This is a genomic window from Streptomyces sp. L2, from assembly GCF_004124325.1.
In the GTDB taxonomy this organism is placed as follows: Bacteria; Actinomycetota; Actinomycetes; order Streptomycetales; family Streptomycetaceae; genus Streptomyces.
The window spans coordinates 1319495-1342407 of record NZ_QBDT01000001.1; the positions used below are offsets into that span (position 1 = coordinate 1319495).

Here is a 22913-nt window from a genome sequence, read left to right on the forward strand (position 1 = left end):
CCGGCCGTTGCGGGAAGAGTCTAGACGGCGCCTGTTTCAGCAGCTCCGCGCCATTGCCGCCGTGCTACGGCAGGTCGTCCGTCCGCAGCACCAGCAGCTCCTGGTGGCCGGGCCGCTCCACGTCCGCGAGCCGCACCGCCATCCGCTCCACCATCCCCTCGAACAGGGTGCGCGCGTCCCGCCCGTTGGCGGGTTCCGAGGCGTCGGCCCGCGCCCGGAACCGGGCGAGGAGCAGTTCGTCGACACCGGCGTCCAGCTCGAATCCGTGCCGGCGCACCAGGTGCCGTACGATCCGCACCAGTTCGTCCGGGGTGTACGGCCGGAAGGACACGGTCCGGGAGAACCGGGACGCCAGCCCCGGGTTGGCGGCGAGGAACTCGTCCATCTCCGCCGGATAGCCGGCCGCGATCACCACGACGTCGTCCCGGTGGTCCTCCATCAGCTTGGTCAGCTCGTCGATGGCCTCCTGCCCGAGGTCGTGGTTCACGCCGAAGCGCCGGGCGAGGCTGTAGGCCTCGTCGATGAAGAGGACCCCGCCGCGGGCGCTGTCGAAGACGGCGCGGGTCTTCAGCGCGGTCGCGCCCAGGTACTGGCCGACCAGGTCGCTGCGGTGCGCCTCGACGAGCCTGCCGTCCGCCAGCAGGCCCAGATCGGCGAGGATGCGGCCGTAGAGGCGGCCCACGGTGGTCTTCCCGGTGCCGGGCGGACCGGAGAACACCAGGTGGCGGCTGCCGGGCGGCGCGGGCAGCCCGGCGTCGCGGCGCAGGCCGGTCAGCCGGAGCAGGTCCACCTGCGTGCGGACCTGGTGCTTGGCCTCGTCCAGCCCGATCAGCGCGTCGAGTTCGGCGCGCGGGTCCGCGGATCCGTCGTCCTCCGGGGGCGGCGACGGGTCGGTGGTGACGGCGGTACGGCGCAGGGTGCCCTCGCCGGTGACCGGCGCGCCGTGGCTGCCGGTGATCCGGCTGTCGGTGATACGGCCGCGGGTGGTGGCGTCGGTGTGCAGTCCGTCGCGTTCGCTGTCGGTGAGGGCGCTGTCGCGGACGTCGAACTGGCTGTTGTCCTCGGCGAGGAGGCCGTGTCCGCCGGACCCGGTCACGGTCAGCTCCTCGGCGGTGAGGGAGGCGCTGTCCAGGAGGTGGACGCCGTGCCGCCCGGCCCGTTCCACGGTGCACCGGCGGGCGGTGAGGGAGGCGGTGTCACGGACGAAAAGACCGTCGGCGACGGTGTCGGTGACCTGGACGTCCCGGGCGGTGAGCCGGGCGGACCCGGTCAGTACGAGTCCGCAGTCGCCCAGGTCCCGCAGCCGCGCGCCGGTGAGGTCGCCGGCCGAGCCGCTGTCGGAGCCGTACACCCCGTATTTGCACCGCTCGGCGCGCAGTCCGTTGACCTCGACGGTGCCGTTCTTGCACAGCCGGACCGCCGACTCGGTCAGGGCGCGGGCGTCCAGTCCGGTGACGACGGCGTGCCCGTTCTCCACGAGCACTCCGGTGCGGGCGCCGTCGATCCGGCAGCCGTCGGCGCGCAGGCTGCCCCGCTGGTCGGCGTGGAGGGCGGTGTTGGACAGGTGGGTGAAGGAGCAGTCGGTCACCCGGCCGACGGCGTCCTCGGTGACGTGGACGGCGGTGTTGCGGCAGCTGTCGAAGACGCAGTCCGAGAAGGCCGGGTCGGCGCCGCCGGAGATGAGCGCGCCCGCGTTCGCGCCGGTCACGCGGGCGCGCGTGACGGTTCCGTGGCCCTGCTCGCGGAAGACGAGGGCGGTGCCGGCGAGGTCCTGGAACCGGCAGTCGCGCACCTCGGCGGCGGCGTGCTCCGTGACGAGGACGCCCTGGCCGCCGGTGCCGGTGAACACGCAGTCGGTGACGCGGGCGTGGCTGCCGGCGCCGGTGACGTGGACGGCGGCGGCCCGGGTGCCGGTGAAGGAGCATCCGATCGCCTCGGCGCGGCCGCCTTCGGTGACGCGGAGGGCGTCCTCGGCGGCCTCCGAGAACCGGGTGCCGACGAAGGCCGCACGGCCTCCACCGCTCAACGTGACCGCTCCCACGGCGAGTTCGCCGCCGGTCACGGTGACCTCGGCGTCCTTTCCGGCGGTCAGCGCGGCGGCCCCGGGCCGTCCTTCGAGCCGGCAGTCGCGCAGGGCGAGCCGTCCGGCACCGGCGCCGACGGCCGCCTTGCCGCCCGCGATGACGGTCAGACCGGTCAGCACGGCGCTGCCGGTGGCGGTGACGGTGGTCTCCCCGGACCGCTCGACCACCACCGTGCCCGGCCCGTGGACCGCGCGGATCTCCACATCGCCCTTGAGGACGAGGGGATCGCGGTACCGGCCGGGCTCGACCAGCACGCACACGGGTCCCTCGCCGCCGTGCGCGCGCAGCGCCGCCGCGATCGTGCGGTGCCCCCGGGTCGCGGAGCGGCCGACCCGCAGTACCCGCACCTCCCCGGCGGCGGCCGTACGGGACGCGGGTGGCGGGGCCGGCGGGTCCGGGGGCGGTGGTACGGCGCCGGGGGCGGGGGCGGCCCAGCGGCGCACGCCCTCGCTGCCCCGGGCCGGGCCGGTGACACGGGCGCCGTACGCGGCGAGGGTGTAGGCGAGTTGCTCGGGGTGCACCGACAGGCCGTGCGGTTCGCCGACGGGGCCCGCCAGCACGGGCACGACCTCCAGCGGCCCGCCGGGGACCGCCCGGAAGCAGCCCCGCAGCGGTTCCACGACCGGCGGCGGGTACGGCGGCGCCGTCGGCACGCGCTGGACGGTGCCGTCGGCCGCCGCCTGGAAGCCGGAGGCCGGCGCGGCGTCCGGCCGGTGGACGAGCAGGGTCCAGCGGGGCCTCAGCTCCCCCGCCGGGCCGGGCGGCGAACCGATCTCCAGGGAGGCCGCCTCGGCCCAGGTCAGCGCGCGTTCGTCGGCGCCAATACGCAGCCGCAGGCCCTCGTCGTCCAGGTACAGCGCGCAGCGGCGGCCGAGCAGCCGGTCGAGTGCGGTGAGCGCCGGCAGGACGACGGCGGGGGCGGCGAGCGCGCTGCCGACGTACACCCAGTGCAGGCCGGCGCCCGGCCGGACGCCGCTGTGCCACAGGTAGCCCCAGCAGCACAGCAGCCAGACGGCGACGGACAGCCCCCGGGCGCGGCGGGCGGCCCGGGCCGCGAACGGGGACCGCAGCCGGCCCGGGACCCGGTGGCCGGACTCCCCGTGCGGGGGCAGTCCGGTACGGCGCCAGCGGGGGCCGGCGTGGGTGCCGAGCGCGGTGTCCAGGGCGGCCGGGTCGGCGTCCAGCAGGCGCAGGTCGATGGTGAGGCCCTGCCAGTGCGGGTCCCAACGGGGCGTCAGCCGGAACGGGGACAGGGCGAGGGAGAGCGGGGCGTGCCGGGGCCGGCGCCGGCCGTCCGGGGCCACGGTGCGGACCAGCAACTGATCCGGGAACCGGTGGTCCGTGCGCGACAGGCGCCGGCCGGCCACTGGGACCACGCAGATCACGTCGATCTCCGCCCAGTGCAGCGTGGTCCGGCGCAGCGGGCCGCGCCACTGGAGGCCGGACGCGTCGACGACGAGCGCGAACGGCAGCAGGGAGGTCAGCAGGAGCCGCAGGCCGGCCAGCGCCAGGACGGCCGCACCGGCGACGCTCACGGCGAGCACGGGCCACGGCGAGTGCGCCGCGCGGGCGCCGTCGGCGGACAGGCAGCAGACCAGCGCGGCGACGCCGGAAGCGGACGCGGCCCACAGCCGGTTCTGCACGGTCTGCAGATCGCGGTGGAAGGTGGCGCGGGGCGTACGGGGACGTGGCGGCGCGCCCGCAGTACGTGCGGCGTCTGTCGTCCCTGCGGTGTCCGCCGTCCCTGCGGTGTCCGTCGGGTTCCCGGTGCCGAGCCGGACGTCCACGCGTACCCCCGTCCGCTGTTCCTGGGATCAAGCGTAGAGGATCCGACTACCATGGGTGATGTGTCGTCATCCGAGGTCCGAGATACACAACTTGCCTTGCTCTGTGCCCAGTTGCCCCGACTGCGGCAGATCAGCCGGGGGCCGGTGGGGGCGGCGAGACGCCCGCTGATCGACCGTGCGCTGCGTGCCGCGCGGGCGGGTGAGCCGGTCGAGGAGTATCTGGCCGAACTGGGCCTGCTGAACCGGCCTCCCGTTCCGGAGCCGGAGCTGGACGGGAGGTGGATCCCGGCCGGCGGACTGCCCCGGACGACCCTGCCGACGGCTGTCGCGGACGACGGTCCGCACGCGGTGTCCGGTGAGCACGTCTGCCCGCGCGGGGCGTGCTCCCGGCGGGAGCGGCGGGGGGCTGGCGAACAGCTGCCGGTGTGCGAGGTGTTCGACGTGGCGCTGCGCTTCGAAGCCGAGAGCTGAGCGGGTCGGCATGCTGACGGGGCTCGCCACGGACGTCGGCCGGAAGCTGGCCGAGCGCTGGGCGGCGGCCGTGGTGCTGCCGGGCCTGGTGTTCACCGCGCTGGCGGCGGCCGGTATGACGCTGGGCCAGCGGCACTGGTCGGACCTGGATTTGCTGCGGCACCGGCTGCGGGCGCTGACCGCCGACGGCTCCGGGTCCACGCGTACGGCGGTGCTGCTGCTCGGGGTACTGGCCGCGTCCTTCGCCGCGGGCCTGCTGGCGGACGCGCTGACCGGGCCGTACGAGCGGGCCCTGATGGGGAGCTGGCCCGGGCCGCTGGGCCGTGTGGCGGGCGCGCTCACCGAGCGGCGGCGCCGGTTGTGGGACGCCCGTGACCGCGCCTGCCGCGAGGCGCGGGAGGCCCGTGAGCTGGGGCCGTTGGAGGCCGCGCGCAACGATGTCGCGCTGGTCCGTCCGCAGTGCCCGACCTGGGCCGGGGACCGGCTGCGCGCCCCGGCCGCGCGGATCCGGCTGGAGTACCGGCTGGAACTGGCCGACGCGTGGCCGCGTTTGTGGCTGCTGCTGCCCGACTCCACGCGGCAGCCGCTGATCGAGTCACGGCAGCGGCTGGACGAGGCGATGCGGCTGGGTGGGTGGGCGGTGCTGTATCTGCTGCTGGGCGCGGTGTGGTGGCCGGGCGCGGTCGCCGGGGCGGGCGCTGCGCTGGTCGCCTGGCGGCGGGGGCGGGAACGGGCGGAGGAGTACGCGGAGTTGGTGGAGTCCGCGGTGGATGTCCACTTGCCGGAGCTGTACGAGCGCTTCGACGGGGAGAGCCGGCCGGTGCGGGCCGGGCTCGGGCCCGCCGTCACCGAGCGCTTTCGGAAGGGGGCGGGGGCGCGGCGCGGATGAGGGGTGGCTGACTGCCGGTTCACTGGTGCTGGTGCGTGGTGGCTGACCGCCGGTTCACTGGTGCGGGTACGCGGTGGCTGGGCGCGCAGTTCCCCGCGCCCCTGGGGAGTTGTGGTGCGGCTGGTTTTCTGGGTGAGCGGAGTTGGGCTCGGGCGATGCGCAGTTCCCCGCGCCCCTTGCGGAGTTGCTGTGCGGGGAGTTTGAGAGGTGAGCGGGGTGGCTGGGGAAGGTGGTGTGGGGTGGATGGGTGAGCGGGAGCGGTTGTTGGGGGTTGTGCGGGGGCGGGTGGACGGGGTGGGGGGTGGGGACGGGGCCGCGGCGCTGCATACCGAGGAGGCTCGGGGGGAGATCGAGGCTCTGGTGGGTTACTTGGTGGGACGGGCGCCGGACGGGGCCTACGGTGTCGATCAGGAGGTGGCGTACACGCTCGGTGTGGCGTGGCTGCTGCGGGCCGACGACCGGCGCGAGGCGCCGACGGCCGAACAGGAGGCCCGGCAGGGGCTGTTGCTGCTCGCGCCGTTCCACTGCCACCTGCCCGGTACGCCGGACGTGCTGCCGCCGCCGCTGCGGGCCGCGCTCGACGCCTGGCTGGGCCCCGGCGGGGGACGGCCCGACGATCCGGCGGCGATCGTCCAGGAACACGCGGCGTCCCTGGTCAACGTGTCGCTGCTCCTGCTGGAGCTGGGCGCCGGGCGGGGCCGCCCCGAGCCGCTGGAGGCCGCGGCCACGCTGACCCGCCAGGCGATGCCGTACCTGTCGCCCGAGGGGCACGACCGGGCGCTGGCCCTGTGCAACCTGGGGTACGCGCTGCTCCTGGGCAGCGTGCACGTGCCGGACGGGGAGCCGCGGCTCTCCGAGGCCGTCGACGTGCTGCGCACCGCCCTCGACGGCACTCCCCCGGACCACCCCAACCGCGCGCGCTGCGCCCACGGGCTCGGCGTGGCGCTGCTCGCGTGGGCCGGCGCGCGTGAGGACCGTACGCCGCTGCCCGAGGCGATCGACCTGCTGCGTGCGGCGGCCCGGGGCGGGGATCCGGCCGACGACAACGTGGCCCAGACGTACTCCGACCTCGGGCAGGCGCTCACCGCGTACGCCGTCACCGCCGACGACGGCGAGGAGGTCGGCCCCGAGGTGCGCGAGGAGGCGGTCACGGCGCTGCGCCGCTCCCTGGATCTCACCGGGGACGGGGACACCGAGGCGCTGCGCGAGCGCCTGGACCGGCTGGCGGGCGCCGCGCTGATCGGCGTGCACGACGTCGACCGGACCCCGGCCGCCGAGCGGGCCCGGGAGGCCGTCGAGGCGTTGCGGCGGCTGCTCGGCCTCACCCCCGTGGGCGATCCGGCACGCGTGGACGTCCTGCTGCGGCTGGCGGCGAGTCTGATCACCGCCCAGGAGCCGCAGGAGGCCATCGACCTGCTGGCGGACGCCGGCCCGGTCTTCGCCGGGGACGCCGAGCGGACCGCGCGGGCGGAGGCGCTGCTGAGCCGCGCGGCCGTCCTGAAGGGGGAGCTGGCGTCCCGTTCGGACCTCACACCCGGGCAGCGGGAGGACTGGGAGGCGATCGACGCGTTCCTGCGGCCCGTGCTCACCGGTGAAGGCGGCGGCGACCACCCCATCGCCGCCGTGATGGCCCTGCTCGGCATGGGCCCGCAGGAGGGCGGCAGCCGCAGTCACGAGCTGATGGAGTTCGGCAGCCTCGTCCTCGGCTATCCCGAACAGGTCTCCCTGGAGGAGGTGTACGGCAAGGGCCTGGAGATGCTGGCGCGGCGCATCGGCCGGCTGCCCGAGGAGAAACGCGGGAACGCTCTCGCCAGGCTCCTGCAAGGCGGCGACGAGCCGGCCGACCCGGTGCCGCAGGGACCGGCCGACCTCACCGGCGTCGAGGAACTCCTCGGCGTGCACGAGCGGTTGATGGCCGGCCTCGCACCGGACACCCGTGAGTACCGGCTCCTGAAGAGCGGCCGGTCCATGCTGACCATGCTGATGGTCATGCACGAGTCGATGGACGAGACGCAGGACCAGCGGGTCCGTCTCGGCAGGATGCGCGAGTCGCTGCCGCTGCTGCGTGAGATGTTCGAGGAACTCCCCAACAGCATGGAGGAGTTGGGCATCAGCCCGGAACTGTTCGCCGGGCACACCGCGCTGATCTTCGCCCAGGAGTCGCCGTTCGACCAGTTGCAGGCGCTGGAGGAGGGCGTCCGCGCGGCCCGGCGCACCCTGGACCGGCTCCAGCCGGGTTCACCGGAGTACGACGGTTCCCGCACGGCCCTGGCCATCTCCCTGTTCAGCCGGCACCAACTGTGGTCCGAGGAGGCGGACTTCACCGAGGCCGAGGCCATCGCCCGCGAGCTGACCGCGGCCGGGGAGCCCGATCTGCGCACGGTCATGCTGCTGGCGCGCTGGACGTCGGCCGTGCAGCACCGGGTCCAGCGCGGCCGGCTCCTCGGCGGCGGGCCGGCCGGCGCCGGCCGGTCCCCCAGCCTGGTCACCCGGCTGGCCTCCGAGGGTGCCGCGAAGGCGCTCGACGAGGACGACCCGGTGGAGGCCCTGGAAACCCTGGAGGACGGCCGGGCGCACCTGCTCTCCGCCGCGCTGAACGCCCGCCGCGAGCTGGGCGAACTGCACGGCGCCGACGCCGCTCTGCACGCCCGGCTGCGCTCGGCGCTGGACCGGATCCGGGAGCTGCGCCGGGGTGCGGAGCCGGGCCACTGGCCCACCCCGGAGGAGATGGCGGAGCAGCGCGCGGTCACCGAGGACGCGGCCCGGCTGATCACCGAACTCCAGCGGCGGCCGGGGTTCCAGCGGTTCCTGACCCCGCTGCCGCTCGGCCTGGACGACCTGCGGCCGGCCGCCGCGGAGGGGCCGGTGGTCAGCGTCAACATGCACCCCCGCCGCTGCGACGCGCTGGTCCTGGACGGGAGCGGGCGGCTGCGGACGGTACGGCTGCCCCGGCTGTACGCCTCGGACCTGGTGGCGCAGGCCGAGTCGTTCCGGCTGGCGGTTCAGGTGCTGACGGCGGGGCCGTACGACCCGCTGTTCGAGGAGGCGCGAGAGATCTTCACGGGCACCCTGGGCTGGCTGTGGGACGTGCTGGCCGAACCGGTCCTGGACGCCCTGGAGTTGACCGGCCCGCCGGAGCCCGGGGCGCCCTGGCCGCGGCTGTGGTGGTCGCCGTCCGGGGTGCTCAACGCCTTCCCGCTGCACGCGGCCGGTCATCACGGCACCGGGACCGGCACGGCCGTACTGGACCGGGTGGCGTCGTCCTACACGCCGACGCTGCGTGCCCTGCTGTTCAGCCGGGCGCGGCGGCGCGCGGAGCCCGGCCGGCGCGGGGTGCTGGCGGTGGCCATGCCCGAGACGCCGGGGCAGGCTCCGCTGGCCCGGACCGTGGCCGAGGCCACCGGGGCGGTCGCGGCGGGCGGCGGTGTGCCGCTGATCGGCGCGGCGGCCACGCGCGAGGCGGTGCGTACGGCGGTGCTGGACGCGGCGGTCGTGCACTTCGCCTGCCACGCCGGCGGTGACCCGGAGGACGCGGCGGACGGGCGGCTGCTGCTCGCCGACGGGGACCTGCGGATCGCCGACATCGCCGACCTGCGCCTGGAGGCGGCCGAGCTGGCCTACCTGTCCGCCTGCGGCACGGCCCGGGGCAGCGCGGCCCCGGCCCTGGCCGACGAGGTCATCCACCTCGCGTCCGCGTTCCAGCTGGCCGGGTACACCCAGTCGGTGGCCACCCTGTGGGAGGTCGGCGACGCGTTCGCCGCGGACGCGGCCGCCGCCTTCCACCACACCCTGGCCCCGTCCCTCCCGGACCCGGCCCCCCTCCCCGCGGCCCTGGCCCTCCACGAAACGGTCCGCGCCCTGCGCGCGGCGGACCCGGACCGCCCATGGACCTGGTCAGCCCTGGTCCACGCAGGCGCATGAGACGCCCCCTCAAAGGGGCGCGGGGAACTGCGCGAAGGGGGGCAAGGGGGCGCAGCCCCCAGGAACGGGAAGGGAAGGGGCGGCGGGGGCGAAAGAACCCGGCGAGAAGCCCGCCCTCAGCCCTCGTCCGCCGCCAGCCGCAGCGAGATGCTGTTGATGCAGTACCGCTGGTCCGTCGGCGTCGGATACCCCTCACCCTCGAACACATGCCCGAGATGCGACCCGCACCGCGCACACCGCACCTCGGTCCGCACCATCCCGTGCGACCGGTCCTCGATCAGCTCGACCGCGTCGGTGTCCTTCGGGTCGTAGAACGACGGCCAGCCGCAGTGCGAGGCGAACTTCGTGTCCGAGGTGAACAGTTCGGCGCCGCAGGCACGGCACGAGTAGACGCCCTTGGTCCTGGTGTCCGTGTACTCCCCGACGAAGGCCGGCTCGGTACCGGCCTCGCGCAGGACGGCGTACTCGGCCGGGGTCAGCTCCGCGCGCCACTGCTCGTCCGGCTTCTCGACGTCGTACGCCATGTGTCTCAGCCCCTCAGCTCTGCGTCAGGCGGTCCAGGATCTTCGGACCGAGGTCGGTCACGTCGCCCGCACCCATGGTGAGAACGAGATCACCGGCCTTCGCCATTCCCGCGATCAGGCCGGGGACGGCCGCCTTGTCGTGCACGGGGGTGACGTCGGCGCCGGCGGCGCGCGCGGCGTCGACGATCAGCTCGCTGGTGACGCCCGGGATCGGGTCCTCACGGGCCGGGTAGATGTCGAGGACCGCGGAGGCGTCGGCGAGTGCCAGGGACTGCCCCATCTCGGTGCCCAGCTCCTGGGTGCGGGAGAACAGGTGGGGCTGGAAGACGACCAGGATGCGGGCGTCGCCGGCGGCGGCCCGCATGGCCTCCAGGTCGGCGGTCATCTCCGTGGGGTGGTGGGCGTAGGAGTCGACGACCTGGACGCCGGCCGCCTCGCCCTTGAGCTGGAGGCGCCGCTTGACGCCGGTGTAGGCGGCGAGGGCCGGCGCCAGCTCGGCGGCCGGGATGCCGAGGGCCGCGCCGGCGGTGAGCGCGGCGACGGCGTTGAGGGCGTAGTGCCGGCCGGGGACGGAGACGCCGAAGGTCAGCTCCTGCCCGTCGAGAACCACGGTGACCCGGCTGCGCAGTCCCTCCGGGACGATCGCCAGGACCCGTACGTCGGCGTCCTCGGCCTCGCCGTACGTCACCGTCCGCACCGTGCCGGACAGGCGCCGGGTCAGCTCGCGGGCGCCCTCGTGGTCGGCGGAGATCACCAGGGTGCCGCCGGGCACGATCTTCCCGGCGAAGGTCTCGAAGGACTCGTAGATCTCGTCCATCGAGGCGTAGTTGGCGTGGTGGTCCAGCTCGACGTTGAGGACGATGGCGACCTCGGGGTCGTACGTGTGGAAGCTGCGGTCCGATTCGTCGGCCTCGGCGACGAAGATGTCGCCCGCGCCGTGCAGCGCGTTGGAGCCGGGGGCGTCCAGGTCGCCGCCGATGGCGTACGACGGCTCGCGGCCCAGTTCGGTGAGGGAGACCGCCAGCATGGAGGTGGTGGTGGTCTTGCCGTGGGTGCCGGCCACGGCGATCGGGCGCAGGCCGGTCATCAGGGCGGCCAGCGCGTCCGCACGGTGCACCACGGGGATGCCCAGCTCGGCGGCGCGGACCAGTTCGGGGTTGTCCGCGCGGATCGCCGACGACACGACGACACAGCTCGCGTCGTCGGCGAGGTGCCCGGCGGCGTGCCCGATGTGGACGGTCACGCCGAGGGTGCGCAGGGCCTCGGCGGTCGCCGAGTCCTTGGCGTCACTGCCCGCGACCTTGGCCCCGCGCTGCGCGAGGATCTTGGCGATGCCCGACATCCCGGCGCCGCCGATGCCGATGAAGTGCGGTCGGTCCATGGCGGCAGAAAGGCCGGATGCCATGCGTCTCTCCCAGAGTCACGAAAACGAGCTGAAGCAGGGCCCAGCCTATGCGCCCGCGCACCGGTTGCCGGGCAAGGGGCGGGGCGGAGACCAACCCAAGGGGCGCGGGGCTGTGTCCATGTGCGGCTCCGCCGCGTGGGCGCGACAAGCCACAACGCACCCGCACCGCACAACGCACCGCACCCCGAACGGCCCCCCGGCGAAGCCGGCGCGGCTACACCTTGCTGTGCGAGAAGAGCTTCAGCACCGGCACCCCCACTCTGTGCCGCGCACGCGAGGCCCAGTCACGGTGGAAGAACTCCTCCACATAGTGCGGGTCGGTCAGAACGATCACCTCGTCCGCGCCGACCTCCGCGACCAGCGCCTTCAGCGCGTCCAGCGGGTGGTCCTCCACGAGCCGTCCGTCGGCGCGGCCGCCGGCGCTCCGCAGGGCCTGGACGGACACCTCCAGGGCCCGTTGCCCGACGCCCTTGGCCTCCTCGCCCTCGGGTGTCTCGCCCTCGCGAACGGCGTCGTCGAGTTCGCCGAGCGCGATGTCGTCGATGGCGCGCAGCAGGCGGTCCGCCTGGTCGCCGCGCGGCTGGAGGAGCACATGGAAGGAGACCGGCTCCTCGCCGTGCAAGGTGCTGACGAACTCCACGTCGGCGGACGTCAGGGCCTTCTCGATCATCAGAACGCTTGTGAACACCAGCCGCCTCTTCTCCTGCGAGGACCGGTCGGGCCCTCTGTACCTCCGGGGGCCGGGCAGGCCCTGCGGAAACCATCCTTCCCCGTGATCGCACGGGTAGTGCCGGTCTCATTTTGCCCAGCGGAAGCCAAACGGAACTGCCTATTCCGCTTATTTCAGGGCCGACGGTACCGACCGAACAGAAATCCGTCCTCCTCCAGCAGGGACAGCAGTTCGAAGCGGCGGGGGACGGTGACGGACGGCCCGCCGGCGATGCGCTGCGCGTCCCCGGCGGTGAGCATCGGCGCCGTGGTCAGGCACAGCTCGTCGAGCACCTCTGCGGCGACCAGCTGGCCGAGCAGCCGCGGGCCGCCCTCGGTGAGCAGCCGGGTGTGGCCCCGTTCGGCGAGGGCCCGCACGGCGCGGGCGGGCTCGACGCCCATGCCCTCACCGGCGACGACGACCACGGCACCGGCGCGCTCGGCGGCGGCGACGCGGTCCGGGGCCGCGGCGGCGCCGGTCAGGATCAGGGTGGGCACCAGCGGCGAGGTGAACAGGGGCAGGGAGAAGTCCAGCTCCAGGCTCGCCGTGACGACGGCGACGGCCGGGGCCGGGCCCTGGCCGGCGGCCTTGCGGGCGCCCGCGAACTCGGCGCGCTCGCGGGCCGGGCGGTAGCCCTCCTGCCGTACCGTTTCCGCGCCTACGACGACGACGTCCGCGAGCGCCCGCAGCGTGCCGAAGATCCGCATGTCGGCCGCGCTGGAGATGGGGTGCGAGCGGCCCTCGTGCTGGGCGGCGCCGTCGAGCGTCGACACCATGTTGGCCCGCAGCCAGGCCCGCGGCTCCCCCGGCGCGGTCTCGGGGTAGGCGTAGGCGGCGGCCAGCTCGGCGAGCGTCCACTCCCGCGGCACGAGCGCGTCGCTTCCGAGTGGGCCGCCGACACTCGGCGCGCCACTCCCCGCGGGCCCGCCGACACGAGGCGCGCCGCCCCCCGCGGGCCCGCCGGCCCCGGGTGCCGCGCCCTCCTCGGGGGTCTCGGTCGGTGTCTGGTCGGTCACAGGGAACAGGCGTCGCATGTCGTGCAGTCTGACACGGCGCTTACCATGGATAACCGTGTCTTCCTCCCCCGCCGCCCCCGGAGCCGGCCCGCTGACCGAAGCGGGCCCGCTCTCCCTGTGCGCCCGTGAGCCGCACGTGCCCGCCGACCGGCTGGTCGCCGAGATGGTGCCGCCACCGCGTTTCGACTCGGTCCGGTTCGCCACGTACATCCCGGACCCGGACCAGCCGAGCCAGACGGAGGCCGTGCGGGTCCTGGAGGGCTTCGCGGCCGGGCTCGGCGGGGCGCACGCGTCCGGTGCCGGCAAGCGCGGGTTCCTCGGGTTCGGCCGGTCCAGGGCTCCGAAGACCCCTGCCGGGCCGCGCGGCGTGTACCTGGACGGCGGGTACGGCGTCGGCAAGACCCACCTCCTCGCCTCCCTCTGGCACGCCACCCCCGCCGAGCCCGCCCGCAAGGCGTTCGGCACGTTCGTGGAACTGACCAACCTGGTCGGCGCCCTCGGCTTCCAGAAGACCGTGCAGACGCTGTCCGGCCACAGCCTGCTGTGCATCGACGAGTTCGAGCTGGACGACCCGGGCGACACCGTGCTCGTCTCCACCCTGCTCGGCAAGCTGGTCGACGCGGGTGTCGCGCTCGCCGCCACCTCCAACACGCTGCCGGGCAAGCTGGGCGAGGGCCGCTTCGCCGCCGCCGACTTCCTGCGCGAGATACAGGGCCTGTCCGCGCACTTCCGCCCGCTGCGCATCGACGGCGAGGACTACCGCCACCGCGGCCTGCCGGAGGCGCCGGCGCCGTTCGGCGACGAGGAGGTGACCAAGGCGGCGTACGCGACCGACGGCGCCAGCCTGGACGACTTCCCGCACCTGCTGGACCACCTGGCCAAGGTGCACCCGAGCCGGTACGGCGCCCTCACCGACGGGCTCACGGCGGTCTGCCTCACCGATGTGCGGCCGGTGCCGGACCAGTCGACGGCCCTGCGGCTCGTGGTCCTCGCGGACCGGCTCTACGACCGCGAGGTCCCGGTGCTGGCCTCGGGACTGCCGTTCGACCGGCTGTTCAGCGAGGAGATGCTGAACGGCGGCTACCGCAAGAAGTACTTCCGGGCGATATCCCGGCTCACCGCCCTCGCCCGGGACGCCAAGCCGCTCGTCGCCGCGTAGCCCTCCTCACACTCCTCTCCGCACACCGCTCTCCGTACACCGCTCACCGCCGCCTTACCGCTGCCTTACGTCGCGCGCCCCCGTCGCCCGGTCCGTGGCTTCTACCGCAGGCCGGGCATATCGTTGCAGCAACAGACAAAGCGGGCCTCTTCGAGGAGGTCGTCATGGTCCAGGAGCTGGTGGGAGCCATCGCGGCGGCCGGTTCGCTCGGCGTGGTCTACCTGGCGATGGCCGCACGGGTGGTCAAGCAGTACGAGCAGGGCGTGCTGTTCCGGCTGGGCCGCGTCGCGGGTGACGTACGGTCGCCGGGCCTCACGCTGGTGGTCCCGTTCGTCGACCGGCTGCACAAGGTGAACATGCAGATCGTGACGATGCCGATCCCCGCCCAGGAGGGCATCACCCGCGACAACGTGACCGTGCGGGTGGACGCGGTCGTCTACTTCCGGGTGATCGACGCGACGAACGCGCTGATCAAGGTCGAGGACTACAAGTTCGCGGTCTCGCAGATGGCACAGACCTCGCTGCGCTCCATCATCGGCAAGAGCGACCTGGACGACCTGCTGTCCAACCGGGAGCAGCTCAACCAGGGGCTGGAGCTGATGATCGACAGCCCGGCGGTCGGCTGGGGCGTCCAGGTCGACCGGGTCGAGATCAAGGACGTGTCCCTGCCGGACACCATGAAGCGGTCCATGGCCCGCCAGGCGGAGGCCGACCGGGAGCGCCGGGCCCGGATCATCAACGCCGACGCCGAACTGCAGGCCTCCAAGAAGCTCGCCGAGGCCGCCCAGCAGATGTCCGACACACCGGCCGCGCTCCAGCTCCGCCTGCTGCAGACCGTGATGGCCGTGTCCGCCGAGCGGAACTCCACCCTGGTGCTGCCCATCCCGGTGGAACTGCTGCGCTTCCTGGAGCGCGGCTCGCAGCCGGCGCCGGACACGCCGACGGCCGGCGGGGACGTACGGCACCCCGTCCAGGCCGCGGACGACCTGCCGGCCGTGCCGAACGGGCCCACCGCGGCGAACGGGCCCGCCACCCCGAACGGGAACGGGCCGCGGCCCGCGCCGAACGGCGAACCGGGACGCCCGTGACGGGGAAAGGCACGAAGAAGGGCGCCCCGGACCCGCACCTGCGGACCGCGCTGCGCCTCCCGGCCGGTGAGCCGGTCGACCTGGCCGCGTACGACGCCCGGGCCACTCCCAGTGCCCCGCCCGGCGGCAAGAGGGCCGCGCGGGCGGCCGCCGCGCACACCGGCGAGCGCCTCGCCGAGCTGCAGGAGCGGCTGTGGGCGGCGGGCACCGCGGGCGACCGGCGCCGGGTGCTGCTTGTGTTGCAGGGCATGGACACCAGCGGCAAGGGCGGCACGGTCAAGCACGTCATCGGGCGGCTCAACCCATCCGGCTGCCGCATCAAGGCCTTCACGGCACCCACCGAGGAGGAGAGGCGGCACGACTTCCTGCGCCGGGTGCGCCGCGCGCTCCCCCAGGCCGGTGAGATCGGCATCTTCGACCGTTCGCACTACGAGGACGTCCTCATCGCCCGCGTCCGCGCCCTCGCCCCGCCCGCCGAGATCGAGAGCCGCTACGGCCGTATCGACGACTTCGAGCGCTCCCTCGCCGAGGACGGCGTGACCCTGGTCAAGTGCTTCCTGCACCTGTCGTACGAGGAGCAGCGGCGACGCCTGCTGCGCCGGCTCGACCGTCCCGACAAGCACTGGAAGTTCAGCGCCGGCGACATCGACGACCGCGCCCTGTGGCCCGCCTACCAGCAGGCCTACGAGACCGCGCTGGAGCGCTGCGCGGCCCCGCACGCGCCCTGGTACCTGGTGCCGGCCGACCGCAAGTGGTACCGCAACTGGGCAGTCGGCCGCCTGCTGCTGGAGCACCTGGAGGACCTCGACCCGCGCTACCCGAAGGCGTACTTCGACGTGGCCGCGTGCCGTGAGCGGCTGCTGGCGGAGGACTGATCCGGCCGGCCCCTCCCACCCCGCCGCGCGGGTGAGCGCGACGCCGCGCCGTAGTTCATATCACCCCATAACCAGACATGCGGCCCTACGTTCGTACGGTGATCCCACTCGTACGCCGTATCACCGCCCGTATCACCGCCCTCTGCGCCCTCGGCGCGGCCCTCTCCGCCTGCGGAACCACCGGTCCCGCGCACACCGTGCGGCCGGCCCCCGGCAAGACGGCCTCCGCCTCGCCGTCCCCAACCCGGCCCCCCGTCCTGGCTCCCGGTCCGGGCGGACTGACACCCGTCTTCGAGCACGGCCCGCGCGACCTGGGCAAGGTCGTGGCGTTCACGTTCGACGCCGACATGACCGCCGACGAGGGTCCACGCGCCGCCGCCGGCGAGCACTTCGACAACCCGAAGCTGATCAGCACCCTGCGCACGCTGAAGGTCCCGGCGACGATCTTCATGACCGGCCGCTGGGCCGACGAGTACCCGGCCGAGGCCCGCTCCCTGGGCCACGACCCGCGGTTCGAGGTCGCCAACCACTCCTACAGCCACTACGCGTTCACCGCCGACTGCTACGGCCTGCCCACGGTCTCCGGGAACGGGATGAAGGCGGACGTCGAGCGCGCGTACACCTCGCTGCGCAAAGCGGGGGTGCCGAACCCGATGCCGTACTTCCGCTTCCCCGGCGGCTGTTACGACCAGAAGGCGCTGCGCGCGCTCAGCGGGCTCGGAGTCACCGCGATCCAGTGGGACGTGGTGAGCGGCGACGCCTTCGCGACGAACGCCGACGCGGTCGCCCAGCAGGTGATGGACGGGGTGAAGCCGGGTTCGCTCGTCATCATGCACTGCACGCGCAGCGCCGCCCCGACCACCGAGCAGGTCGTCCGCACAGTCGTGCCGAAGCTCCGCAAGGAGGGCTACCGGTTCGTGAAGGTCTCCGAGCTGATCCGCGAGACGAACTCCCGCCACTGAGCAGCCATTGACCGGCCTACGCTGGAGACATGACCGAGAAGGACGACGAGACGTACTGCATGATCGTCGATACCCCGAGGCCCCCGAAGGCCGACGGGCCGCCGTACGCGGAGTGCGTGCTGTGCCGGGAGCCGACGGAGTACCCGGAGTCGTACAAGGGCGTCACGCTGTGCCCGCCGTGCGAGTGGCAAGAGGCCCAGCGCACCGCCTGCTCGGGCTGACCCGTTCCGCCGGCCTCACGGTGACCGGCGGGAGGTGAGCGCGCAGGCCGCGGCGAACGCCAGGGCGGCGGCCAGGGCCGCCGCCCCGAGGGGCCACCACGACAGCGGGACCCGGCCCGACTCCGAGCCGGTGACCAGGCCGCTGACCGCCGCCTGCGCCGGGGAGCCCGCGACCACCAGCGACAGCAGCGCGGCCAGCAGCGTCGACGGCACCGCGCGCCCGGTGGAACGCAGCAGCGGCCGGTTGGTGAGCGCGCCGACGGCGGTGCCGAGCAGGGCGCAGGCGAGGGCCGCGGGCAGTCCGGCCGCACCGGCCCGCAGTGGTGCGACATGCACGCGGTGGCCGTTGCTCGCCGGATCGCTGACCAGCGTCACCAGCAGGGTCGCGACGACGCCGAGCGCCACGGCGGCGAGCAGCGCCGTCAGCAGACAGGCCAGGTGGGCCCGGGCGGGCCCGCGGGCCGCCGCGACACAGGCCCGGGCCGCGTCCGGCTCGCCCGTGACACAGATCCGCACCAGCCAGGCGGCTACCGGCAGCAGGGCGGCGGCGCTGTACCCGAGCGAGTCGAGCACGGGCTGACCGCTCTGCACCCCGATCCCGAGGAACGCGGCGTAGAGGATCACCGGGGGCAGCCAGCGCTGGGAGCGCAGGAGCAGCTCGGCGTGGTAGCGGACGAGGGCGGTCATGAGCGGCTTCCGGGGTCGAGGAGGGTGGCGGCGGGTTCGGTGGACCCGGCGGCCGCGTCGGGCCGGGCACACGCCGAGTCGGCGGGTCCCGCTGGTTCCACGCTCACCACGTGCCAGGGCGGGGCGGCGGTCAGGAGGGCGCGCAGGACGGCGTCCATGTGGGTGGCCGGGACGGTGAGGCGGTGGGTACGGGGGGTGGTCTCCTCGGCGGAGGCGACCGACCGTGCCGCCTCCGGGGGCAGTGTCGCTCCGGGAGGCCCCTGCACGGTGATCCGGCCGAGCGGCCCGGACGGCGGCGGACTCCCGCCGTCGGTACGGCGTTCGAGGCCGGTGTCCACGACGGTGTAGGTGGCGTCGGCGGCCCCGGCGAGCCGGCGCGGGTCGTGGTCCACGAAGACGACGGCGCCGCCCGCGGCGGTCCGCTCGGCGACGGCTCGCTCCAGCTCGGCCCGCGCGGCCGTGTCCAGCCCGGTCCAGGCCTCGTCCAGCACCAGCAGTTCTGGCTCGGCGAGCAGCGCCTGCGCGACGGCGACCTTCTGGCTGCCGCCCTTGGACAGCCGGGACATCGGCGTACCGGCGTGGGCGGCCGCGCCGAACCGCTCCAGCCAGACGTCCGCGGCGCGCGCGGCGGCCGTACGGGACAGTCCGCCGATGGCGCCGAGGTGGGTCAGGTAGCCCGCGGCGGTGAACGGGAGGGCGGACGGGAACCGTTCGGGGACGTAGGCCGTACGGGGCCGTCCGGTGATCCGGCCCTCGCTGGGCGCGTCGAGCCGGGCCAGCAGCCGCAGCAGGGTGGACTTCCCGGTGCCGTTGGCCCCCTCGACGCGGGTGAGCGTGCCGGGCGCGAGGGTGAGGTCGACGCCTCGGAGCACCCAGGGGCCGCGCACGCCGTAGCGGCGGCCGACGCCGGTCAGTCGTAGGTCGGGACGCATGAGAGCCATTGTGGTCGGCTTCCTCGCGCGCCGGGCGCCCCCCTTAAGGTTGGCCCCTGTGAGTCACGTTCCCGCATCCCCCGGCACCAGCCCCTTCCAGCCCACGTACAACTCCCGTGACGAGGCACCCCAGTTCGTGCTGCCGCTCGTCGTACGGATCGAGCGGAGCGCTCCGCCCGTCCGCACCGACGCGCTGGAGACCGCCGCGCGGGCCGTGCTGGTGCTGCTCGGGGACGAGCGGGCGGGCGGGGACGGCGAGTGGGCCGAGGCCGTGCGGAACTGGCAGGACGCGCGGATCCGCAAGGTCGTACGGCGGGCCCGGGGCGCGGAGTGGCGGCGGGCCGAGGCGCTGCCGGGGATCACGGTGAGCGGCGCGTCCGCCGAGGTACGGGTCTTCCCGCCGGTCCCGCTGGACGGCTGGCCCAAGGAGCTGGCCAAGCTCCAGGTGTCCGGGACGGAGCTGGACGACCCCGAGCCGCCGGCCGCGCCGGGCTCCGGTCAGCCCGTGCTGTGGCTGAACCCTGACCTGACGATGTCCGCCGGGAAGGCGATGGCGCAGGCCGGGCACGGCGCCCAACTGGCCTGGTGGGCGCTGTCGGCCGAGGCCCGCGCCGCCTGGCGGGCGGCCGGCCACCCGCTGGCCGTGCGCACGGCCGCCCCCGCCGACTGGGACCGGCTGACCGGCAGCGGCCTGCCCGTGGTCCGCGACGCCGGGTTCACGGAGATCGCCCCGGGCTCCTGCACGGTCGTCGCGGACCACCCGGCGCTGCGGTAGGGGTTCCGGGGGCGACCGGGAACCTCAAATGTTGCTCTGAACGCGGGTGCCGCGCGGTTCGGGGGCGGCGGCGCGGGCCATACCCCCCTCATTCGAGGAGGGGGCGGGTCATGCGGCACTTGGGCACGGGGATCGGCTGGCGGCCGGAGATCGCGGACGTCGTGGAGCGGATGCCGGGCATCGACTGGGTGGAGGCCGTGGCGGAGAACGTCTGCCCCGGCCACCTCCCCGAGTCGCTGCTGCGGCTGCGCGAGCGCGGGGTGACCGTCGTCCCGCACGGCGTCTCCCTGGGCCTCGGCGGGGCTGACCGGCCGGACGAGGAGCGGCTCGGGGCGCTCGCCGAGCGGGCGGTCGCGCTCGGTTCGCCGCTGGTCACCGAGCACATCGCGTTCGTCCGGGCGGGCGGCCCGCTGACCGCCTCGCCCCGGCTGGAGGCGGGCCACCTGCTTCCGGTGCCGCGCACCCGGGACGCGCTGGACGTGCTGTGCGAGAACGTGCGCATCGCGCAGGACGCGCTGCCCGTGCCGCTGGCCCTGGAGAACATCGCCGCCCTGTTCTCGTGGCCGGGCGAGGAGCTGACCGAGGGGCAGTTCCTGTACGAGCTGGCCGAACGGACCGGGGTGCGGCTGCTCATCGACGTCGCCAACCTGCACACCAACCACGTCAACCGGGGCGAGGACCCGGCGGCGGCGCTGGCCGCGCTGCCGCTGGAGGCCATCGCGTACGTCCATGTCGCCGGCGGGTTCGAACGGGACGGCGTGTGGCACGACAGCCACGCGCACCCCGTGCCGCGGCCCGTCCTGGACATCCTGACCGACCTCGCCTCCCGGGTGGCGCCGCCGGGGGTGCTGCTGGAACGCGACGAGGACTTTCCGGGGGCGGAGGAGCTGGAGGGGGAGCTGGAGGCGATCCGGGAGGCGGTGCGGGCCGGGCGGGCGGCGGCCCGGGAGAGGGCCGCCGCCGGGTCGACGGCGGGTGCGGGCAGCGGTTCCGGCGCGGGCGGTGGGCGGCAGCGGCTCGGGGTCGCGCAGGCCGCGGTGCTGTCCTCGCTGGTGGCGGGGACGCCGGTGCCGGAGGGTTTCGACCGGGTACGGATGCGGGTGCAGGCGCGGGCGCTGGCGGCGAAGCGGGCGGACGTGGTGGCGAAGGTGGGGCCCGAGCTGCCGGTGATCCTCGGGGAGGGGTACCGGGAGGCGTTCCTGGAGTACGCGCGGGAGCGGCCGATGTCCGGGGGGTACCGGCGGGACGCGCTGGACTTCGCGGGGTGGCTGCTGGGGGCGGGGCGACCGGCGGACGCGGGGGTGCGGCGGGCGCTGCGGCAGTGGTGGGCCGAGCGGGCGGGGCGGGCACCGGGGTCCGCCCGGCCGGCGGTGCGGGTCGCCCGCGCGGCGCGGCGGGTGCTGCTGCGGGCGCGCCCCGAGTAGAGCGGGTTTCACTTGCCCGCGCTCGCGGGGTGCCGCTGCGCCCACCCGTGCCGCCCTGGGGGTCCCCCAGGCCCTTAAGGCACTGGGGGAGGCACGCATGCCCGCAGCTACGTACGTGCCCCGCAAGGGGCGCGGGGAACTGCGCGACGAGCCACCGCGTGCCCGCACCCGGAGACGGTCGAGCCAGCCGCAGGCGGCCCCGCAGTAATATGCCGGGGCCGCACACTCGTACCGTTCGTGTGCGGTGCCGTACAGGAGGCACCATGCGACCCCGACCCCCGGCCAAGGGACGAGGCATATTCAGCGGCACCGGACTCATCATCACCGGGCTCGCGGCGACGTTCGTGGCGCTGGTCGTGCCGCTCTGGTCGTACGCCGACCGCCCCGACCCGACGGGAGCCACCGTGCTGAGCGCGCGGACGGTGACGACGCCGTACGGCCCGCTCTCCGCACAGGACCGCGACTTCATCACCAAGGTCCGCCTCGCCGGCCTCTGGGAACTGCCCGCCGGTGAGCTCGCGGAGCAGAAGGGCACCACCGACGCCGTGCGGCAGGCCGGCCAGCACCTGGTCGACGGCCACACCGCGCTCGACACGCACGACCGCATCGTCGCCTCCCGCCTCGGCCTGCCCCTGCCGAACGAGCCGAACGCGCAGCAGGAGGAGTGGCTCGCCACCCTGCGCTCGGCCCGGGGCCAGGACTTCGACCGGCGGTTCGCCGGCCTGCTCCGCCTCGCCCACGGCCGGGTCTTCTCCCTGGTCGCCCAGGTCCGGGCCGGCACCCAGAACTCGCTCGTCCGTGACCTGGCCGACGACGCCAACAGCACGGTGCTGGACCACATCAAGGCCCTGGAGGCGACGGGCTACGTCGACTTCGGCGCGCTGGCCCGCGATCTGGCGGCCTCCCCCACTCCCGTCGCCTCCCCGCCGGTGGTCGATCCCGGTGCCGCGGTCCCGGTCGCTCCCTCGCCCTCCGCGTCGTACTCCCTGCCGCCCGCGACCGCCAGTCCGCCCCCGTCGGCGGACAGCCCCTGACCCGCACTGACCTGCACGGCAAACGGAATGTCACGCACCGGCGACAGTCGGTCCGGATGGTGAAAAGGGCATGGCGTTTCCGGGGCCCCTGACATAGAAAAACGTCATGTTCTGGGTCCTTCTCCTGCTCCTGGCCTGGGCCGTCGCCGGCGTCGCCTGCACCCGGCTGTGCCTGGCCGCCGTAGCGGCGGCCGCCGCCGAACCGCGCGACGGGTACGCCGACGTGGACGCGGGACCGGGGCACGATCTGACGCTGTACGAGGCGGCCTTCCTGTCCGGTGGCCCCGGGCGCGTCGCCGACGTGACGATGATCTCGATGGCCCGGCAGCGCCGTCTGCTGCTCGCGCACACCGGCTGGGCCACGGTGGTGGACCCGCGGGGGCGCGACGAGATGGAGCGGTCCGTCATAGGGGCCATCGGCCCCGAGGGGCAGTCCCGCATCGCGCCGGTCCGCGCGGCCGCCGCCGGTGCCGACGCGGTGCGCCGGCTCGCGGACGGTCTGGTGCGGGCGGGTCTGGCCGTACCGGACGGCGGTGCCGGTACGACGGTGGCGGCGGGCATGCGTCAGGTGCGGGCCGCCGCCGTGGCCGTGCTCGCGCTGGGCGTGGCCGCGCTGCTGCTGCCCGCCCGGACGGGGATGCCGGCCGGCCTGGTCGCCCTGTGGTTCGCGCTGCCGCTGACGCTCTGCCTGAGCTGTCTGGCCATCGCCCGGTTCGAGGCGCGGCCGTACTCCCGCTGGGCCTCCCCGGCCGGGCAGCGGCTGCTGGGTGCCCTGGCCCGGCGGCCGGCCGGTGAGGGCGACGAGCGGTCGTTCCTCACCTGCGTCGCCGTGCGCGGGGTCCGGGCGATCGGCGAGCCGGACCTGCGCGCGGCCTTCGCGCACCGCGACCAGCCCTGGCCCCCGCGGTGACGCTGGCCGCATAGCTCCTGGCAGGGGCGCCCGGGGGGGG

The 22913-nt window shown here is 74.8% G+C and carries 19 protein-coding genes; 12 read left to right on the top strand and 7 right to left on the bottom strand.

Annotated elements, in window-relative coordinates; translation table 11 throughout:
- Window positions 1–64: 64 nt before the first annotated feature.
- On the bottom strand, window positions 65–3871 hold the full coding sequence (locus tag DBP14_RS05670; protein ID WP_129305939.1) for a right-handed parallel beta-helix repeat-containing protein: 3807 nt from the start codon (window positions 3869–3871) through the stop codon (window positions 65–67).
- Window positions 3872–3967: 96 nt separating this feature from the next.
- Here DBP14_RS05670 and DBP14_RS05675 point away from each other — a divergent pair, with 96 nt between their 5' ends.
- The 3 genes from DBP14_RS05675 to DBP14_RS05685 all read left to right on the top strand — a co-directional run bounded on the left by DBP14_RS05675 (window position 3968) and on the right by DBP14_RS05685 (window position 9152).
- Window positions 3968–4342, top strand: a complete 375-nt coding sequence (locus DBP14_RS05675; RefSeq protein WP_129305940.1) for a hypothetical protein — start codon at window positions 3968–3970, stop codon at window positions 4340–4342.
- A gap of 10 nt (window positions 4343–4352) precedes the next feature.
- Window positions 4353–5231 (top strand): hypothetical protein, encoded by an 879-nt coding sequence (locus tag DBP14_RS05680; protein WP_129305941.1) that lies wholly within the window; start codon window positions 4353–4355, stop codon window positions 5229–5231.
- 414 nt (window positions 5232–5645) lie between these two features.
- Window positions 5646–9152, top strand: coding sequence for a CHAT domain-containing protein (locus DBP14_RS05685; protein ID WP_129305942.1), 3507 nt, complete (start codon window positions 5646–5648; stop codon window positions 9150–9152).
- Window positions 9153–9268: 116 nt separating this feature from the next.
- On the opposite strand, the gene msrB is transcribed toward DBP14_RS05685, so the two are convergent.
- From msrB to DBP14_RS05705, 4 genes are all read right to left on the bottom strand, one after another.
- Window positions 9269–9676, bottom strand: coding sequence for a peptide-methionine (R)-S-oxide reductase MsrB (gene msrB / locus DBP14_RS05690; protein WP_129305943.1), 408 nt, complete (start codon window positions 9674–9676; stop codon window positions 9269–9271).
- Between the two features lie 13 nt (window positions 9677–9689).
- The gene (gene murC / locus DBP14_RS05695) at window positions 9690–11081 is read right to left on the bottom strand and encodes a UDP-N-acetylmuramate--L-alanine ligase (protein ID WP_129305944.1); all 1392 of its coding nucleotides are present in this window, start codon (window positions 11079–11081) and stop codon (window positions 9690–9692) included.
- Window positions 11082–11295: 214 nt separating this feature from the next.
- The gene (locus tag DBP14_RS05700) at window positions 11296–11769 is read right to left on the bottom strand and encodes an indole-3-glycerol phosphate synthase (RefSeq protein ID WP_206739207.1); all 474 of its coding nucleotides are present in this window, start codon (window positions 11767–11769) and stop codon (window positions 11296–11298) included.
- Window positions 11770–11924: 155 nt separating this feature from the next.
- Window positions 11925–12824: a pyrimidine reductase family protein gene (locus DBP14_RS05705; RefSeq protein WP_129305945.1), complete on the bottom strand. Its 900-nt coding sequence runs from the start codon at window positions 12822–12824 to the stop codon at window positions 11925–11927.
- A 37-nt stretch (window positions 12825–12861) separates the two neighbouring features.
- Between DBP14_RS05705 and zapE the strand changes: the two genes are divergently transcribed.
- From zapE to DBP14_RS05730, 5 genes are all read left to right on the top strand, one after another.
- Window positions 12862–13965 carry a cell division protein ZapE gene (gene zapE / locus DBP14_RS05710; RefSeq protein ID WP_129305946.1) on the top strand — a complete coding sequence of 368 codons (1104 nt, stop codon included), beginning with the start codon at window positions 12862–12864 and terminating at the stop codon, window positions 13963–13965.
- Window positions 13966–14129: 164 nt separating this feature from the next.
- Window positions 14130–15053, top strand: a complete 924-nt coding sequence (locus tag DBP14_RS05715; RefSeq protein ID WP_129305947.1) for a slipin family protein — start codon at window positions 14130–14132, stop codon at window positions 15051–15053.
- Complete coding sequence (locus DBP14_RS05720) at window positions 15050–15928, top strand: PPK2 family polyphosphate kinase (protein ID WP_129305948.1); 879 nt, start codon at window positions 15050–15052, stop codon at window positions 15926–15928. Before DBP14_RS05715 ends, DBP14_RS05720 begins: the two co-directional genes overlap by 4 nt.
- Before the next feature lie 98 nt (window positions 15929–16026).
- The gene (locus DBP14_RS05725; RefSeq protein ID WP_206739208.1) at window positions 16027–16890 is read left to right on the top strand and encodes a polysaccharide deacetylase family protein; all 864 of its coding nucleotides are present in this window, start codon (window positions 16027–16029) and stop codon (window positions 16888–16890) included.
- Window positions 16891–16919: 29 nt separating this feature from the next.
- Entirely contained in the window at window positions 16920–17111 is a 192-nt protein-coding gene (locus DBP14_RS05730; protein WP_129305950.1) for a hypothetical protein, read from the top strand.
- A gap of 15 nt (window positions 17112–17126) precedes the next feature.
- Here the strand turns inward: DBP14_RS05730 and DBP14_RS05735 are convergent, their stop codons facing one another.
- Together DBP14_RS05735 and DBP14_RS05740 are read right to left on the bottom strand one after the other, a co-directional pair.
- Entirely contained in the window at window positions 17127–17798 is a 672-nt protein-coding gene (locus DBP14_RS05735) for an ABC transporter (protein ID WP_129305951.1), read from the bottom strand.
- Window positions 17795–18730 carry an ATP-binding cassette domain-containing protein gene (locus DBP14_RS05740; RefSeq protein ID WP_129305952.1) on the bottom strand — a complete coding sequence of 312 codons (936 nt, stop codon included), beginning with the start codon at window positions 18728–18730 and terminating at the stop codon, window positions 17795–17797. Before DBP14_RS05740 ends, DBP14_RS05735 begins: the two co-directional genes overlap by 4 nt.
- A 58-nt stretch (window positions 18731–18788) precedes the next feature.
- Here DBP14_RS05740 and DBP14_RS05745 point away from each other — a divergent pair, with 58 nt between their 5' ends.
- The 4 genes from DBP14_RS05745 (at window position 18789) to DBP14_RS05760 (ending at window position 22873) form a co-directional block, all read left to right on the top strand.
- Window positions 18789–19505, top strand: a complete 717-nt coding sequence (locus DBP14_RS05745) for a peptidyl-tRNA hydrolase (RefSeq protein ID WP_241740817.1) — start codon at window positions 18789–18791, stop codon at window positions 19503–19505.
- Window positions 19506–19615: 110 nt separating this feature from the next.
- On the top strand, window positions 19616–20929 hold the full coding sequence (locus DBP14_RS05750; RefSeq protein WP_129305954.1) for a DUF692 domain-containing protein: 1314 nt from the start codon (window positions 19616–19618) through the stop codon (window positions 20927–20929).
- Window positions 20930–21192: 263 nt separating this feature from the next.
- Complete coding sequence (locus DBP14_RS05755) at window positions 21193–21963, top strand: DUF4142 domain-containing protein (protein ID WP_129305955.1); 771 nt, start codon at window positions 21193–21195, stop codon at window positions 21961–21963.
- Between the two features lie 106 nt (window positions 21964–22069).
- The gene (locus DBP14_RS05760) at window positions 22070–22873 is read left to right on the top strand and encodes a TIGR04222 domain-containing membrane protein (protein WP_129305956.1); all 804 of its coding nucleotides are present in this window, start codon (window positions 22070–22072) and stop codon (window positions 22871–22873) included.
- Window positions 22874–22913 lie beyond the last annotated feature (40 nt).

Coding starts and splice junctions, on each gene's coding strand:
- DBP14_RS05680 (WP_129305941.1), top strand. CDS start 4,353: ATGCTGACGGGGCTCGCCACGGACGTCGGCCGGAAGCTGGCCGAGCGC.
- msrB (WP_129305943.1), bottom strand. CDS start 9,676: ATGGCGTACGACGTCGAGAAGCCGGACGAGCAGTGGCGCGCGGAGCTG.
- murC (WP_129305944.1), bottom strand. CDS start 11,081: ATGGCATCCGGCCTTTCTGCCGCCATGGACCGACCGCACTTCATCGGC.
- DBP14_RS05705 (WP_129305945.1), bottom strand. CDS start 12,824: ATGCGACGCCTGTTCCCTGTGACCGACCAGACACCGACCGAGACCCCC.
- DBP14_RS05715 (WP_129305947.1), top strand. CDS start 14,130: ATGGTCCAGGAGCTGGTGGGAGCCATCGCGGCGGCCGGTTCGCTCGGC.
- DBP14_RS05730 (WP_129305950.1), top strand. CDS start 16,920: ATGACCGAGAAGGACGACGAGACGTACTGCATGATCGTCGATACCCCG.
- DBP14_RS05735 (WP_129305951.1), bottom strand. CDS start 17,798: ATGACCGCCCTCGTCCGCTACCACGCCGAGCTGCTCCTGCGCTCCCAG.
- DBP14_RS05740 (WP_129305952.1), bottom strand. CDS start 18,730: ATGCGTCCCGACCTACGACTGACCGGCGTCGGCCGCCGCTACGGCGTG.
- DBP14_RS05750 (WP_129305954.1), top strand. CDS start 19,616: ATGCGGCACTTGGGCACGGGGATCGGCTGGCGGCCGGAGATCGCGGAC.
- DBP14_RS05755 (WP_129305955.1), top strand. CDS start 21,193: ATGCGACCCCGACCCCCGGCCAAGGGACGAGGCATATTCAGCGGCACC.
- DBP14_RS05760 (WP_129305956.1), top strand. CDS start 22,070: ATGTTCTGGGTCCTTCTCCTGCTCCTGGCCTGGGCCGTCGCCGGCGTC.